This window comes from Streptomyces sp. NPDC051913 (genome assembly GCF_044593635.1).
Classification (GTDB): Bacteria; Actinomycetota; Actinomycetes; order Streptomycetales; family Streptomycetaceae; genus Streptomyces.
The window spans coordinates 1-14,081 of record NZ_JBIUCI010000005.1 but is presented as its reverse complement, the minus strand read 5'-3'; the positions used below and the strand labels follow the sequence as shown (position 1 = coordinate 14,081).

Here is a 14,081-nt window from a genome sequence, read left to right as displayed (position 1 = left end):
AGCCTAAGCGCTCAGAGCCTCAGCTCCAGCAACGGGTCGGGCTTCGGCCGGAACCCGAGAGCGTCGTACAGCGCCCTGGCCTCGACGGACGCGGTGAGCTGGACGCGCCGGACCCCGCGCTCGCGGAACCACTCCAGCAGCGCGGTCATGCCTGCACGCGCGTACCCGCGCCGCCTGGCGTCCGGGTCGGTGGCGACGCTGAAGACGAAACCGGTGACGCCCCGCGGGTTGCCAGCCTTGCCGATCCGGTACTCCACCGTCCCGCACACCAGGGCGGCCAACGTGCCCGCCCGCTCCGGGTGATCGACCACGAACGCCGCGAAGTCCCCGTCCGCCTCCGCGAGCCGTCCCGTCAGTACCGGGAGCGACTCGATGTGCCACGCTGTGGACGGATCGGCGTCCGCCATCGAGTCGATCATCACCTGGCGGAGGCGCAGCACTTCCCCGGCGTCCTCGGGCACGGCACGTCGTACGAGAGTCATGGCCCGCACGCTAGTGACCGTGCCCGGCCGACGTCCTGCGAATTCTTACCTGTTCCGCTTGCTTGGAGTGCACTCCAAGGTTTTAGCGTAAGGGTCATGACGGTGATGGAGACCACCCCGGGTACCAGGACCGACAGCTGTGCCGCCCCGCCGCACCCACACCGGCGGCCCGAGGGCCAGGACAGCTACACGATCAGCGAGGTCGTCGCCTTTACCGGCCTGTCCGCGCACACCCTGCGCTGGTACGAGCGCATCGGCCTGATGCCGCACATCGACCGCTCGCACACCGGACAGCGCCGGTACAGCAACCGCGACCTGGACTGGCTCGACCTCGTCGGCAAGCTCAGGCTCACCGGCATGCCGGTCGCCGCCATGGTGCGGTACGCGGAACTGGTGCGCGAGGGCGACCACACGTTCACCGAACGGTTCGAGCTCCTGGAGACGACCCGGCAGGACGTCCTGTCCCGGATCGCGGAACTCCAGGACACCCTCGCCGTTCTCGACCGGAAGATCAGCTTCTATGCCGACGCCGGTCACGCCTACGAAACGGAGAAAGCCGGATGAGCGACAGCACGATCCCCACCGCACGACTGGGTGCCGACGGCCCCGAGGTGGGAGTGCAGGGCCTCGGCTGCATGGGCATGAGCTTCGCCTACGGCCCCGCGGACGCGGGCGAGTCGCGGGCCACCCTGGAACGCGCCCTGGAACTGGGCGTCACGCTCTACGACACCGCGGACGCGTACGGCGCCGGGGAGAACGAGAGGTTCCTCTCCCCGTTCTTCAAGGCCCACCGCGACGAGGTCGTGATCGCCACCAAGTTCGCCCTGGCCGTCCCGCCGGACGACCCGACCCGGCGCATCATCCGCAACGACCCGCCCTACATCCGCCAGGCCGTCGAGGCCAGCCTCAGGCGCCTCGACGTCGACGTCATCGACCTCTACTACATGCACCGGCGCGATGTGAACGTCCCCATCGAGGAGACCGTCGGCGTCATGGCCGAGCTGGTCCGCGAGGGCAAGGTCAAGCACCTGGGCCTCAGCGAGGTCACCGGCACCGAACTGCGGGCGGCCCAGGGCGTCCACCCCATCGCCGCCGTCCAGTCGGAGTGGTCCCTGTTCAGCCGCGACATCGAGTCCGGCGTGGTCCCCACCGCCCGCGACCTCGGCGTCACCCTCGTCCCCTACTCCCCGCTCGGCCGCGGCTTCCTCACCGGCTCCTTCGCCAACGCCGACAAGGACCTCACCGCCGGCGACTTCCGCCGTCAACAGCCCCGCTTCACCGGCGAGAACGCGGCGGCCAACGTGGCCCTCCTGGACCCCGTCCGCACGGTCGCCGAGGCCCATGGGGCGTCGCTGGGCCAGGTCGCGCTGGCCTGGGTCCAGCAGCAGTCCCAGGTGCACGAGCTGCCGGTGATCCCGATCCCGGGCACGAGGAAGGCAAGCAGGGTGGAGGAGAACGTGGGGGCGGCAAGGATCCAACTGACGGAGGGGGACATGGCCTTGCTGGAGCCGATCGCCGGGAAGGTGGCAGGCGATCGATACGCGGACATGACGTTCACCTCTGCCGGCCGTGAGTAGAGACGCCTAAGGGCACCACCTCACAACTCGGCCAACAACTCCGCCTTCTTCACCGAGAACTCCTCATCAGTGACCAGCCCAGCCTGATGCAGCTCTCCCAGATGGCGAATCCGCTCAGCGATGTCCGCAGGGTCCCGGCGCGCCGCAGCCGGGACCACCGCGGCCGGCCCGCGTTCCCGTACCGCCGCCAGCACCGCCGCAGCGAACGGCAACGACTCGTGCACGGGCCCGTACCCCAGCCCGAACACCACCGTCGCCGGATCCTGGTCGGCCTGCGCAGGCGACACCACGTCCCCGCGGAGCAACCGCAGATGCCCCTCGAACACCTCCGGTGAGCGCCACTCCACCCCGCTCAGCTCGGAGACGGCGAAACTCTGGTCGCCCGCCTTCCACTTCGCCGACGACGCCCCCGTCCAGAACCACCGGAAGAACACGGTCTTCCCGTCGAAGGACGCCTTCCCGTCGTACGCCTTGAAAGACAGCGGCACCTCGGGCGCCGGCACCAGGAAACGATCCGCGGGTCCGTCGTCCGCGGGCAGCGAGGCCCGCAGCTCGTCGGCGTAGTACTCGGCGAGGACGGCCCGCTCGGCCGGCAGCACCAGCCGGTACGGATCGCAGCCTTCCTTCAGCTGCCCGGCTGCCGCCTCCATCAGGGGGTCGGCACCGGGGCGGGGCTCGGCGCGCAGGACGACCGTGCCGCGTTTGCCGGGGGTCAGGGTCACCCCGGACAGGGCCCGCAGGGGAATCCGACGCTCGCCCAGGGACTGGAAGAGCTTGGGTGTTCGAATACCTCGTTCGTAGCGGATGAGCACAGAGTCGGACTCGAACTCCCAGGCGGCATGAAATCCGGCCAGTACGTCACCCATGCGGCTCATCGTATGCGGCACGAGCTCCTCCGTCGCCTCCCTGCGCAGACCGCAATTCCTGCGCCTCTACGCGCGTCCGTCCGTCGTGGTGCCGGACAAACCCGCCCGGCACGCCTTGTCCGCGTCGGCGCAGTGGACCGACCGGTATGCGCCGACGCCGATGTCAGCGAAGTTCAGCAGGCTCTCGGTACCCGGCTCGAAATAGCCGCTGTGCCCCTTCGCGTCCGCCGCCGACAGCACCCGGGCCCCGAACGCGGAGGACACCGGGTCGGCTCCGTGGCCGAGCCCGCCGAGTTCCAGGTACGGCACGTCCTGGATCCAGTCGTCCGCGTCCCGCATCGCCCACACCTGCGCCGAGGTGTGCAGATGGGACGCCTTCTCGACACGCATCCCGGGACTGCCGGCCACCGCTATGTCGGCGACCCGGCCGGGCAGTTCACGTGCGGCGACCCCGCAGACCACCGAGCCGTAGCTGTGGCAGAACAGGGAGACGGGCGCGCTGCCGGGCAGCGCCCGCACCAGCGCGTTCAGCCGGATCGCACCCTCCGCCGCGCGGACGCCGGTCGCCGAGTCGAGGCCGAGTCCGCCGGGCGCGGTGTAGTCGGCCCAGGCGATCACGGCCGTACGGGTCGAGGGGCTCGCCGCCTTCTCGGCCGCGTACAGGGACTTGGCCATGCCGACCGGGGCGGAGTACTTGCGGTAGGTGCGCTGGAAGGTGAGCAGGTCGGTGTCGACGCCGGGGACGACGACCGAGATCCGCTCCGCCTTGCTGAGGCTGCCGAAGACCTCGGCGACCCGGCCCGAACCCTCCGGGTCGAAGGCGAGGATGTGCCGCTTGCCGCTCATCAACGCCTCGTAGCGGTGCATACGACGGCCCGCTTCCTGCTGCCCGTCGGGCGAGAGGCGGGGGTCGTGCATGCGTTTGCGCTCGGTCTTGCGGGCCTTGTCCAGCGCGATCCGGTTGGCGCGGTAGCGCAGCTCGACGGGTGCGCCGTTCATGTTGCCGACCGCGAGCGAGTAGCGGCGGGCGAGTGTGGCGCGCTGGGGAGCGGTGAGCGAGGCGAAGAACGCGGCGAGCCGGACGGGGGAGGCGTCCGGGTCGGGGAGGTCGTGTCCCGCTATCCGGCCGTCCTCCCAGGCGCTGAGCGAGGCCTGGAGCGGGGTGGTGGCCCGGTGGCCCTTGAGCGCGGTCCAGCCGGTGGTCGCCAGCATGACGAACACCACGGCCAGCGCGAGCAGTGCGCGCCAGACGTTGAGTTGGGGAGAGGTGTCGAAGGAAGTCACTGAAAGGACACACTAGGAGAACGAGAGGGTCTCGCGTTAACCGAGTGACGGGGATCACGTTTCGGCCGGGGTGACGATGACCTCAGTGGGTTCGCCAGTCGCCTGTGAGTGCCGGGCCCACTTGTTCGAGATACGACGCCGTCAGGGCCCGCATCGCGTCCAGGCCGAGGTCGGCGCCCGTGCTCCACCGGCGCTCGGTCACCCGCATCACCCCGCTGAAGACGGCCACCACGAGCCGTGGCCTGAGGTCCGCGTCCACATCGAGCCCCTCGCGCTCGGCGATCACCCGCGCGAGCGTCTCCTCGACCTCCATGGACCGCCGCAGATGGGCCGCGAGCAGCACCGGCGTCGACTCGACGACCTGGTACATCCGCAGGTACAGCTCCACCGGTACGACGGACTCGATGGTGTCGTTGAGCGAGTCCCAGCCCTCCACGACCGCCTGCCGCAGGGCCTCCATCGGCGCCTCGTGCGGCGGCCGGTCGCGCACCGCCTCGACGAAGTGCGCCACCGCCAGCTCCACCACCGCGAGGGCGGCCTCCTCCTTGTTGGCGAAGTACCGGAAGAAGGTGCGCTGGGAGACATCGACGGCGCCGACGATGTCGTCGACGGTCGTCTGCTCGTACCCGCGCGTGGTGAACAGTTCGAGGGCGGCCCGCAGCAGGGCCTCACGGGTGCGCTGCTTCTTGCGTTCGCGCAGGTTTTCCATGCTGTGTCAGTTACCGACTTGTGAATTGCTTTGTCAATTGTCAGTGGCTGTCACTAGCCTCGGAGCATGACTAGTCAGACCACGCTCGACAAGACGGGGCCGGGGGACGACGCGACGTCCGCCCCGTCGGCGTCACCGGCCTCGGGGCTGCGCGGCCACCCCTGGTTCACGCTCATAACCGTGGCGGTCGGCGTCATGATGGTCGCCCTCGACGGCACCATCGTCGCCATCGCCAACCCGGCCATCCAGAAGGACCTCGGCGCCACCTTCGCGCAGGTCCAGTGGATCACCAACGGGTACTTCCTCGCCCTCGCGGTCTCCCTGATCACCGCGGGCAAGCTCGGTGACCGCTTCGGCCACCGGCAGACGTTCCTGATCGGGGTCGTCGGCTTCGCCGCCGCGTCCGGTGCGATCGGGCTCTCCAGCAGCATCGCCGCGGTCGTCACCTTCCGCGTCCTCCAGGGCCTGTTCGGCGCGCTGCTCATGCCGGCCGCGCTGGGTCTGCTGCGCGCCACCTTCCCGGCCGAGAAGCTCAACATGGCCATCGGCATCTGGGGCATGGTCATCGGTGCCTCCACCGCGGGCGGCCCGATCCTCGGCGGTGTGCTGGTCGAGCACGTCAACTGGCAGTCGGTGTTCTTCATCAACGTCCCGGTCGGCCTCCTCGCCCTCGTGCTCGGGGTGCTGATCCTGCTCGACCACCGGGCCGAGAACGCCCCGCGCTCCTTCGACCTGCTCGGCATCGGCCTGCTGTCGGGCGCGATGTTCTGCCTGGTCTGGGCCCTCATCAAGGCCCCGGAGTGGGGCTGGGGCGACGGCAAGACGTGGGCGTTCATCGCCGCGTCGGTGCTGGGCTTCGCGCTCTTCGCCTTCTGGGAGACCAAGGTCGGCGAGCCGCTGATCCCCCTGGGCCTCTTCCGCTCGGTCGCCCTCTCCGCGGGCGTGGTCCTGATGGTCCTGATGGCCATCGCCTTCATGGGCGGCCTGTTCTTCGTGACGTTCTACCTCCAGAACGTCCACGGCATGAGCCCGATCGACGCGGGCCTGCACCTCCTTCCGCTCACCGGCATGATGATCGTCGGCTCCCCGCTCGCGGGCGTGCTGATCACCAAGCTGGGCCCGCGCGTCCCGCTGGCCGGCGGCATGGCGGCCACCGCGATCGCGATGTACGGCATGTCGACCCTGGAGACCGACACCGGCAGCGCCGTGATGTCCCTCTGGTTCGGCCTGCTCGGCCTCGGCCTCGCCCCGGTCATGGTCGGCGCGACCGAGGTCATCGTCGGCAACGCGCCCATGGAGCTGTCCGGGGTGGCCGGCGGTCTCCAGCAGGCGGCGATGCAGATCGGCGGCAGCCTCGGCACCGCCGTGCTCGGTGCCGTGATGGCGTCCAAGGTCGACAGCGACCTGGCCGGCAACTGGAAGGCGGCGGGGCTGCCCGAACTCACCCCGGCCGACCAGGCCAAGGCCTCCGAGGCGGTCCAGGTGGGCGTACCGCCGATCGCCAAGGGCACTCCGGAGGCGATCGCCGCGAAGATCACCGACGTCGCGCACGACACCTTCATCTCCGGCATGAGTCTGGCGTCGCTGGTCGCCGCCGGGGTGGCCGCCGCGGCGATCTTCGTCGCGCTGCTGACCAAGAGGGGCGCGAACGCGGAGGCGGGCGCGGGAGTAGGACATATCTGAGGTCTTTTGACGTCATCTGACCGGAATTCAGGGCAAATTAAGAACAACTTCCCTCATCAGAGTGAAGAGGCTAAAGATTCCTCGCCCTCGGCACGCACCGCACGTCACAGTAGGTGAAGCCCTCCGGTACGGCATGTTCCTCAGGCAAGTGCGGGACGGGTGACCGGCGTTGCGGCGCGCTGCCGGAGGGGGGCGGCGCGCCGCAAGTCCGGAGGAGGATTGGAAACTCACCCGTGGGTACTCGCCTCCTCGAACCCAACTTGCCTAGGGGTTCTGGGAGTTGTTGATGATGGCGGGCTTCGGACAAGGAACGCGCAGGCACCCCCGCTCACGTGGCCGGACGTGGTCACGGACCGGGCCGGACCGCGCGACGCTCGGAATCATCGGAGTCATCTGCGCGGTCGCGGGTTTCTTCGTGCTGGGGATCATCCTCGGCCCGGTCGCGATCGTGTGCGGATGGCTGGCCATGGGCCGCACCTGGTCGCGCTCGCGCCCGGTCACGGCCCTGGTCGCTTTCGTGTTGGGCGCCATAGACACGCTCCTGGCAGTCATCTGGCTGGCGGGGGCGGCGTCCCCGGGGAACGGCATGTTCTAGCCGGGGGAGTGAGGGAGGGCCCCTGGTCTGGTGAGCCGGGGGCCCGCCTCGGTGTCTGAGCGCTGCTGCAACTCCGCGACCTGCGCCCGCAGCGCCCGTACCTCTTCCGTCAGGGCCACGATCGCCTCCGTCTGGCGGCGTTCCTCCACGTCGTCCTTCTCGAAGCGGGCGATGAACCACGCGGCGATGTTCGCGGTGACGACACCGAGCAGGGCGATGCCGGACAGCATCAGGCCGACCGCGATCACACGGCCCAGGCCGGTGGTCGGGGCGTGGTCGCCGTACCCCACGGTCGTCATCGTCGTGAACGACCACCACACCGCGTCACCCAGCGTCCGGATGTTCCCGTTCGGTGAGTCCCGCTCCACCGAGAGGACCGCCAGGGAGCCGAACATCAGCAGCCCCACCACCGCCCCCGCGACATACGTCGTCAGCCGGATCTGCGAGGCCATCCGAGCCCTGCGCTGCACCAGCAGCAGCGTGGCGACGAGCCGCAGCAACCGCAGCGGCTGGAGGAGCGGCAGCACCACCGCCCCCAGGTCGAGCCAGTGCCGCCGTACGAACTCCCGCCGGTCCCGCGCGACCGACAGCCGTACGACGTAGTCGACGGCGAACGCCGCCCACACCACCCACTCGACGCCCGTGCACAGGGCCGCCACCTCATGGCCGGCCGAGTCGTCGACGATCGGCACGGCATAGGCGACGGCGAACAGCACCGCGAGCGCCATCAGAGGCCGCTGGGTCAGGTGTTCCCAGCGGTCCTGCGCCGAAGGTTCCTTCATGACCGCATCGTAAAGAAGCAGTAAGGGCGGTGGAGCCGTGAGGCCCCACCGCCCTTCAGCGCACAGGTGCATCAGCGCGCAACGGCAGCGCTACGCGTCGCCGCCCGCCGCCCCCGGGTCCGCCGCCGAGACGTCGAGGAGCTGGTAGCGGTCGATCGCCTGCTTCAGCGCCGACCGGTCGACCTTGCCCTCCCTCGCCAGCTCGGTCAGCACGCCCAGCACGATCGACTGCGCGTCGATGTGGAAGAAGCGGCGGGCCGCGCCCCGGGTGTCCGCGAAACCGAACCCGTCCGCGCCCAGCGACTGGTACGTGCCCGGCACCCAGCGCGCGATCTGGTCCGGCACCGCCCGCATCCAGTCGGACACGGCCACGAACGGCCCCTGCGCACCCGACAGCTTCTGCGTCACGTACGGCACGCGCTGCTCCTCCTCGGGGTGCAGCAGGTTGTGCCGCTCGACGTCGACCGCCTCGCGCCGCAGCTCGTTCCAGGAGGTCGCCGACCAGACGTCCGCCCTGACGTTCCACTCCTCGGCGAGGATCTGCTGCGCCTCGACCGCCCACGGCACCGCGACACCGGACGCCATGATCTGCGCCGGGATGGAGCCCGAAGTGCCCTCGCTGAAGCGGTGGATGCCCTTCAGGATGCCCTCGACGTCGACGTTCTCCGGCTCGGCCGGGTGCCGGATCGGCTCGTTGTAGACGGTGAGGTAGTAGAAGACGTCCTCGGCCTGCGGACCGTACATCCGGCGCAGACCGTCCTGCACGATGTGCGCGATCTCGAACCCGTACGCCGGGTCGTACGCGACACAGCCCGGGTTGGTGGAGGCGAGCAGCTGCGAGTGGCCGTCCGCGTGCTGAAGACCCTCACCGGTCAGCGTCGTACGTCCCGCGGTCGCGCCCAGGACGAAACCGCGCGCCAACTGGTCGGCCATCTGCCAGAACTGGTCGCCGGTGCGCTGGAAACCGAACATCGAGTAGAAGACGTAGACCGGGATGAGCGGCTCGCCGTGCGTGGCGTACGCCGAACCCGCCGCGATCAGCGAGGCCGTGCAGCCCGCCTCCGAGATGCCGTCGTGCAGCATCTGACCGGTCGGCGACTCCTTGTAGGCCAGGAGCAGATCACGGTCCACCGACTCGTACTGCTGGCCGAGCGGGTTGTAGATCTTCGCACTCGGGAAGAACGAGTCCATGCCGAAGGTGCGGTACTCGTCCGGCGCGATCAGCACGAACCGCTTGCCGAGTTCCTTGTCCCGCATGACGTCCTTGAGCAGTCGTACAAACGCCATGGTGGTGGCGATGGACTGCTGACCGGAACCCTTCTTCACGGTCGCGTACGTCTTGTCGTCCGGCAGCGCGAGCGGCTTGGCCCGCACCACGCGCGTGGGGACGTAACCGCCGAGGCTCTTGCGGCGGTCGTGCATGTACTGGATCTCTTCCGAGTTCCGGCCCGGGTGGTAGTACGGCGGGGCGCCGGACTCCAGCTCCTGGTCGGTGATCGGGATGTGCAGCCGGTCGCGGAAGCCCTTGAGGTCGTCGACCGTCAGCTTCTTCATCTGGTGGGTCGCGTTGCGGCCCTCGAAGTTCGGGCCCAGCGTCCAGCCCTTGACCGTCTTGGCGAGGATCACCGTCGGCTGGCCCTTGTGCGCCTTGGCCGCCGCGAACGCCGCGAAGATCTTCTTGTGGTCGTGACCACCACGCCCCAGATGCAGGATCTGGTCGTCGCTCATGTTCTCGACCATCGCCCGCAGCCGGTGGTCGTCACCGAAGAAGTGCTCGCGGATGTACGCGCCGGACTCGGTCGCGTACGTCTGGTACTGGCCGTCCGGCGTGGTGTTCATCCGGTTGACCAGCACCCCGTCGCGGTCCTGGGCCAGCAGCGGGTCCCAGGAGCGGTCCCAGACCAGCTTGACGACGTTCCAGCCGGCGCCGCGGAAGACCGACTCCAGCTCCTGGATGACCTTGCCGTTGCCGCGCACCGGGCCGTCCAGGCGCTGGAGGTTGCAGTTGACGACGAAGGTCAGGTTGTCGAGGCCCTCACGGGCGGCGATGGTCAGCTGGCCGAGCGACTCCGGCTCGTCCATCTCGCCGTCGCCGAGGAACGCCCACACATGCGACTTCGAGGTGTCGGCGATCCCGCGCGCGTGCATGTAGCGGTTCATCCGCGCCTGGTAGATCGCGCCGATCGGGCCGAGGCCCATCGACACGGTCGGGAACTCCCAGAAGTCCGGCATGAGCCGCGGGTGCGGGTAGCTGGAGAGGCCGTACGGCGCCTTCGACTTCTCCTGGCGGAACGCGTCGAGGTTCTGCTCGCTGAGCCGGTCGAGGAGGAACGCGCGGGCGTAGATGCCCGGGGAGGCGTGGCCCTGGAAGAAGACCTGGTCGCCGCCGTCGCCCTCGTCCTTGCCGCGGAAGAAGTGGTTGAAGCCCACGTCGTACAGCGAGGCCGAGGAGGCGAAGGTGGCGATGTGGCCGCCGACCCCGATGCCGGGCCGCTGGGCGCGGGAGACCATGACCGCGGCGTTCCAGCGGGTGGCGTTCAGGACCTTCCGCTCGATCTCCTCGTTGCCCGGGAAGAACGGCTCGTCCTTGGTGGCGATCGTGTTGACGTAGTCCGTGCTGCGCATCTCGGGCACGGCCACGCGCTTCTCGCGGGCTCGCTCGATCAGCCGCAGCATCAGATAGCGGGCCCGCTCCCGGCCGCGCTCGTCGACGGCGGCGTCGAGGGAGTCGAGCCACTCCTGGGTTTCCTCGGGATCGAAGTCAGGAACCTGACTCGGAAGGCCGCCAATGATGATCGGGTTGCGATCGGATCCGGAAGCCACGCTGTTCCTTACCTGTCAGAGGGCCGTATTTCTGTATGTCTGCACCGCCCCCCATCGTGTACCTCGGGGCGCGAAACGTCATCTCTACCGCGAGGTAACGAAACTGCTGCGACTGCACTCTCGAGTGTCCTCCTGGTTCACAACCACACAAAGGGGGCAGAAAGGTGTGGTGTAGGTCACTTATGGGCGGAATGGCGTGCCTGGAGTTGCGGTGACACGGCCAGGAACGTCACCGTTTCGGCGGTCTGAACGGCCGGGTACTTGCGCGATCCGTCCCGCCCGTGTGGACTACGGCCAATGCTTCGCGCACGCGCGTGGCTGAGTCATTCCCTAAGACATGATCAGGAGGCAACCCGTGAGCGCGACCGCGGACCACGCGGAGGAGCGGACGAACCCTGCCGCAAGGCTGGGGTTCCAGCCCGAGCAGGTGGTCCAGGAGATCGGCTACGACGACGACGTCGACCAGGAGCTCCGCGAGGCCATTGAGGAAGTCATCGGCGGTGAGCTGATGGACGAGGAGTACGACGACGTCGCAGACGCCGTGGTGCTGTGGTTCCGCGATGACGACGGCGACCTCACCGACGTACTGGTGGACGCCACCACGTACATCGAGGAGGGCGGCTCGATCCTGCTGCTGACGCCGAAGACCGGCCGTGACGGCTACGTCGAGCCCAGCGACATCTCCGAAGCCGCGACGACGGCGGGGCTCTCGGCCTCCAAGAGCGTCAGCGTCGGCAAGGACTGGAGCGGCAGCCGTCTGGTGACGCCGAAGGGCGCCAAGTCGAAGCGGTGACCTCCATCCGCTAGCCCCGGACGGGCTGAGCCGCGCGTCGTGCTCAGCCCGTCCGTCAGTCTGTCGTGATCACTGCGTAGGGTGGGTGTCACCCGAACAGTCCCATCCGAAAGGGATTCACGACGATGGCCATCCAGGTCGGCGAAAAGGCCCCCGACTTCGAGCTCAAGGACAACCACGGCAGGTCCGTGAAGCTGTCGGACTTCCGTGGCAGCAAGAACGTCGTCCTGCTCTTCTACCCCTTCGCCTTCACCGGGGTGTGCACCGGCGAGCTCTGCGAGCTGCGCGACAACCTGCCGCAGTTCTCCGACCGCGACACCCAGCTCCTCGCCGTCTCCAACGACTCCATCCACACCCTGCGCGTCTTCGCCGAGCAGGAGGGCCTCGAATACCCGCTGCTGAGCGACTTCTGGCCGCACGGCGAGGTCTCCCGCGCCTACGGCGTCTTCGCCGAGGACAAGGGCTGCGCGGTGCGCGGCACCTTCGTCATCGACAAGGAGGGCGTGGTCCGCTGGACCGTCGTCAACGCGCTGCCCGACGCCCGTGACCTGAACGAGTACGTGAAGGCCCTCGACGCCATCTGAGTCGGGACACCCTGTGATTGTTGGGTCCCAAGCCCTGCGTAGGGCGGGAACCCGTCACTAGGATCGACTCGTTGATCCGGTATCAAACGCATGGCGGGGCTCCCCGCCCCTGGACACCAATGGAGGACTCGTGGGAGTCAGCCTCAGCAAGGGCGGCAACGTATCGCTGACCAAGGAGGCCCCCGGCCTGACCGCGGTCATCATCGGTCTGGGCTGGGACGTCCGCACCACGACCGGTACCGACTTCGACCTGGACGCCAGCGCACTGCTGCTGAACAACTCCGGCAAGGTCAGCAGCGACGCCAACTTCGTCTTCTTCAACAACCTCAAGAGCCCCGACGGCTCGGTCGAGCACACCGGCGACAACATCACCGGTGAGGGCGAGGGCGACGACGAGCAGATCAAGGTCAACCTCGCGGCCGTCCCGGCCGACATCGAGAAGATCGTGTTCCCGGTCTCGATCTACGACGCCGAGAACCGCCAGCAGTCCTTCGGCCAGGTCCGCAACGCGTTCATCCGCGTCGTGAACCAGGCGGGCGAGGCCGAGATCGCCCGCTACGACCTCTCCGAGGACGCCTCCACCGAGACCGCCATGGTCTTCGGTGAGCTGTACCGGCACGGCGCGGAGTGGAAGTTCCGCGCCATCGGCCAGGGCTACGCCTCGGGCCTGCGCGGCATCGCGCAGGACTTCGGCGTCAACGTTTGAGACACGTCACAAGGTCTCATCGTCCGGCGCCGCACGGTTTACGTGCGGCGCCGGACGCGCAGGACCACCAGAGAAACAGCAGCACACGGGGAGGGACCACATCATGGGCGTCACGCTCGCCAAGGGGGGCAACGTCTCCCTGTCCAAGGCCGCACCCAACCTCACTCAGGTGATGATCGGGCTCGGCTGGGACGCACGCTCCACCACCGGAGCCGACTTCGACCTCGACGCCAGTGCGCTGATCTGCGCCGGTGGACGGGTCATGGGCGACGAGTGGTTCATCTTCTACAACCAGCTCAAGAGCCCCGACGGCTCGGTGGAGCACACCGGCGACAACCTCACCGGTGAGGGCGAGGGCGACGACGAGTCGATCCTGATCGACCTCTCCAAGGTGCCGGCCCAGTGCGACAAGATCGTCTTCCCGGTCTCGATCCACGACGCGGACAACCGCGGCCAGACCTTCGGCCAGGTCAGCAACGCGTTCATCCGCGTGGTGAACCAGGCCGACGGCCAGGAACTCGCCCGCTACGACCTCTCCGAGGACGCCTCCACCGAGACCGCGATGATCTTCGGCGAGGTCTACCGCTACGGCGGCGAGTGGAAGTTCCGCGCGGTCGGACAGGGGTACGCGTCCGGACTCAGGGGCATCGCCCTGGACTTCGGGGTCCACGTCTCCTGACCCGCCGGGACAAGGTCTCATAACGCGTTATGAGCAAAAGCCGGTCCCTGGTGGGCGGCGAAGGGCTCGGGACTAGACTTCGGCTTCAAAGTCTTCGTAAAGCCGAGTACGGCGCGGGGGAGACCCGTACACAAGGATTGGGTAGCCAGTGGTTCTGAAAACCTTCGGCTGGTCGTTCGCGATCACCGCGCTCGGCCTCGTCGCAGCGGTCTTCTACGGGGGGTGGGAGGCCTTCGGCATCGTCGCGATCCTCTCGGTCCTGGAGATCTCGCTGTCCTTCGACAACGCGGTGGTCAACGCCGGGATCCTGAAGAAGATGAATGCCTTCTGGCAGAAGATCTTCCTCACCGTCGGTGTCCTCATCGCCGTGTTCGGCATGCGACTGGTCTTCCCGGTCGTCATCGTCGCGATCAGCGCCAAGATGGGGCCGATCGAGGCCGTCGACCTCGCCCTCAACAACAAGGACCACTACCAGGAACTCGTCACCGACGCCCACCCGGCGATCGCCGCGTTCGGTG

The 14,081-nt window shown here is 68.5% G+C and carries 15 protein-coding genes; 9 read left to right on the top strand and 6 right to left on the bottom strand.

Annotation, left to right across the window (positions count from 1 at the left end; all coding sequences use genetic code 11):
* Window positions 1-11: 11 nt before the first annotated feature.
* The gene (locus tag ACIHIX_RS16105; protein WP_399955668.1) at window positions 12-482 is read right to left on the bottom strand and encodes a GNAT family N-acetyltransferase; all 471 of its coding nucleotides are present in this window, start codon (window positions 480-482) and stop codon (window positions 12-14) included.
* A 96-nt stretch (window positions 483-578) separates the two neighbouring features.
* Here ACIHIX_RS16105 and ACIHIX_RS16100 point away from each other — a divergent pair, with 96 nt between their 5' ends.
* Window positions 579-1,046, top strand: coding sequence for a MerR family transcriptional regulator (locus ACIHIX_RS16100; protein ID WP_329339660.1), 468 nt, complete (start codon window positions 579-581; stop codon window positions 1,044-1,046).
* Window positions 1,043-2,059: an aldo/keto reductase gene (locus ACIHIX_RS16095; RefSeq protein ID WP_399955665.1), complete on the top strand. Its 1,017-nt coding sequence runs from the start codon at window positions 1,043-1,045 to the stop codon at window positions 2,057-2,059. The genes ACIHIX_RS16100 and ACIHIX_RS16095 overlap by 4 nt, the downstream gene beginning before the upstream one ends.
* Before the next feature lie 20 nt (window positions 2,060-2,079).
* Here ACIHIX_RS16095 and ACIHIX_RS16090 read toward each other — a convergent pair whose 3' ends face one another.
* The 3 genes from ACIHIX_RS16090 to ACIHIX_RS16080 form a co-directional block, all read right to left on the bottom strand.
* The gene (locus ACIHIX_RS16090; RefSeq protein WP_399957258.1) at window positions 2,080-2,934 is read right to left on the bottom strand and encodes a DUF4429 domain-containing protein; all 855 of its coding nucleotides are present in this window, start codon (window positions 2,932-2,934) and stop codon (window positions 2,080-2,082) included.
* A gap of 57 nt (window positions 2,935-2,991) precedes the next feature.
* The gene (locus tag ACIHIX_RS16085) at window positions 2,992-4,209 is read right to left on the bottom strand and encodes an alpha/beta hydrolase (RefSeq protein ID WP_399955663.1); all 1,218 of its coding nucleotides are present in this window, start codon (window positions 4,207-4,209) and stop codon (window positions 2,992-2,994) included.
* A gap of 82 nt (window positions 4,210-4,291) precedes the next feature.
* Window positions 4,292-4,918, bottom strand: coding sequence for a TetR family transcriptional regulator (locus tag ACIHIX_RS16080; protein ID WP_399955660.1), 627 nt, complete (start codon window positions 4,916-4,918; stop codon window positions 4,292-4,294).
* Window positions 4,919-4,984: 66 nt separating this feature from the next.
* Between ACIHIX_RS16080 and ACIHIX_RS16075 the strand changes: the two genes are divergently transcribed.
* Entirely contained in the window at window positions 4,985-6,601 is a 1,617-nt protein-coding gene (locus tag ACIHIX_RS16075; protein WP_399955657.1) for an MFS transporter, read from the top strand.
* 286 nt (window positions 6,602-6,887) lie between these two features.
* Window positions 6,888-7,196 (top strand): small hydrophobic protein, encoded by a 309-nt coding sequence (locus ACIHIX_RS16070; RefSeq protein ID WP_399955653.1) that lies wholly within the window; start codon window positions 6,888-6,890, stop codon window positions 7,194-7,196.
* Here the strand turns inward: ACIHIX_RS16070 and ACIHIX_RS16065 are convergent.
* Both ACIHIX_RS16065 and aceE read right to left on the bottom strand, forming a co-directional pair.
* The gene (locus tag ACIHIX_RS16065; protein WP_399955651.1) at window positions 7,193-7,978 is read right to left on the bottom strand and encodes a potassium channel family protein; all 786 of its coding nucleotides are present in this window, start codon (window positions 7,976-7,978) and stop codon (window positions 7,193-7,195) included. The two genes, ACIHIX_RS16070 and ACIHIX_RS16065, sit on opposite strands and share 4 nt — an antisense overlap.
* Before the next feature lie 90 nt (window positions 7,979-8,068).
* On the bottom strand, window positions 8,069-10,801 hold the full coding sequence (gene aceE / locus ACIHIX_RS16060) for a pyruvate dehydrogenase (acetyl-transferring), homodimeric type (protein ID WP_399955648.1): 2,733 nt from the start codon (window positions 10,799-10,801) through the stop codon (window positions 8,069-8,071).
* 355 nt (window positions 10,802-11,156) lie between these two features.
* Between aceE and ACIHIX_RS16055 the strand changes: the two genes are divergently transcribed.
* From ACIHIX_RS16055 to ACIHIX_RS16035, 5 genes are all read left to right on the top strand, one after another.
* Window positions 11,157-11,594 carry a DUF3052 domain-containing protein gene (locus tag ACIHIX_RS16055; protein WP_181387409.1) on the top strand — a complete coding sequence of 146 codons (438 nt, stop codon included), beginning with the start codon at window positions 11,157-11,159 and terminating at the stop codon, window positions 11,592-11,594.
* 125 nt (window positions 11,595-11,719) lie between these two features.
* On the top strand, window positions 11,720-12,178 hold the full coding sequence (locus ACIHIX_RS16050; RefSeq protein WP_399955644.1) for a peroxiredoxin: 459 nt from the start codon (window positions 11,720-11,722) through the stop codon (window positions 12,176-12,178).
* 130 nt (window positions 12,179-12,308) lie between these two features.
* Window positions 12,309-12,884, top strand: coding sequence for a calcium homeostasis/redox stress adaptation protein (locus tag ACIHIX_RS16045; RefSeq protein ID WP_329339676.1), 576 nt, complete (start codon window positions 12,309-12,311; stop codon window positions 12,882-12,884).
* Window positions 12,885-12,987: 103 nt separating this feature from the next.
* A complete protein-coding gene (locus ACIHIX_RS16040) occupies window positions 12,988-13,563 on the top strand; it encodes a TerD family protein (protein ID WP_399955641.1) in 576 nt (191 codons plus the stop codon).
* Window positions 13,564-13,711: 148 nt separating this feature from the next.
* Window positions 13,712-14,081: DUF475 domain-containing protein (locus ACIHIX_RS16035; protein ID WP_399955638.1), on the top strand; the 370-nt coding region annotated here is incomplete at its 3' end.

What these genes read in the sequence shown, in the direction of transcription:
- ACIHIX_RS16080 (WP_399955660.1), bottom strand. Translation starts at nt 4,918, where the DNA reads ATGGAAAACCTGCGCGAACGCAAGAAGCAGCGCACCCGTGAGGCCCTG.
- ACIHIX_RS16075 (WP_399955657.1), top strand. Translation starts at nt 4,985, where the DNA reads ATGACTAGTCAGACCACGCTCGACAAGACGGGGCCGGGGGACGACGCG.
- ACIHIX_RS16040 (WP_399955641.1), top strand. Translation starts at nt 12,988, where the DNA reads ATGGGCGTCACGCTCGCCAAGGGGGGCAACGTCTCCCTGTCCAAGGCC.
- ACIHIX_RS16090 (WP_399957258.1), bottom strand. Translation starts at nt 2,934, where the DNA reads ATGAGCCGCATGGGTGACGTACTGGCCGGATTTCATGCCGCCTGGGAG.
- ACIHIX_RS16100 (WP_329339660.1), top strand. Translation starts at nt 579, where the DNA reads ATGACGGTGATGGAGACCACCCCGGGTACCAGGACCGACAGCTGTGCC.
- ACIHIX_RS16070 (WP_399955653.1), top strand. Translation starts at nt 6,888, where the DNA reads ATGATGGCGGGCTTCGGACAAGGAACGCGCAGGCACCCCCGCTCACGT.
- ACIHIX_RS16105 (WP_399955668.1), bottom strand. Translation starts at nt 482, where the DNA reads ATGACTCTCGTACGACGTGCCGTGCCCGAGGACGCCGGGGAAGTGCTG.
- ACIHIX_RS16065 (WP_399955651.1), bottom strand. Translation starts at nt 7,978, where the DNA reads ATGAAGGAACCTTCGGCGCAGGACCGCTGGGAACACCTGACCCAGCGG.
- ACIHIX_RS16050 (WP_399955644.1), top strand. Translation starts at nt 11,720, where the DNA reads ATGGCCATCCAGGTCGGCGAAAAGGCCCCCGACTTCGAGCTCAAGGAC.
- ACIHIX_RS16095 (WP_399955665.1), top strand. Translation starts at nt 1,043, where the DNA reads ATGAGCGACAGCACGATCCCCACCGCACGACTGGGTGCCGACGGCCCC.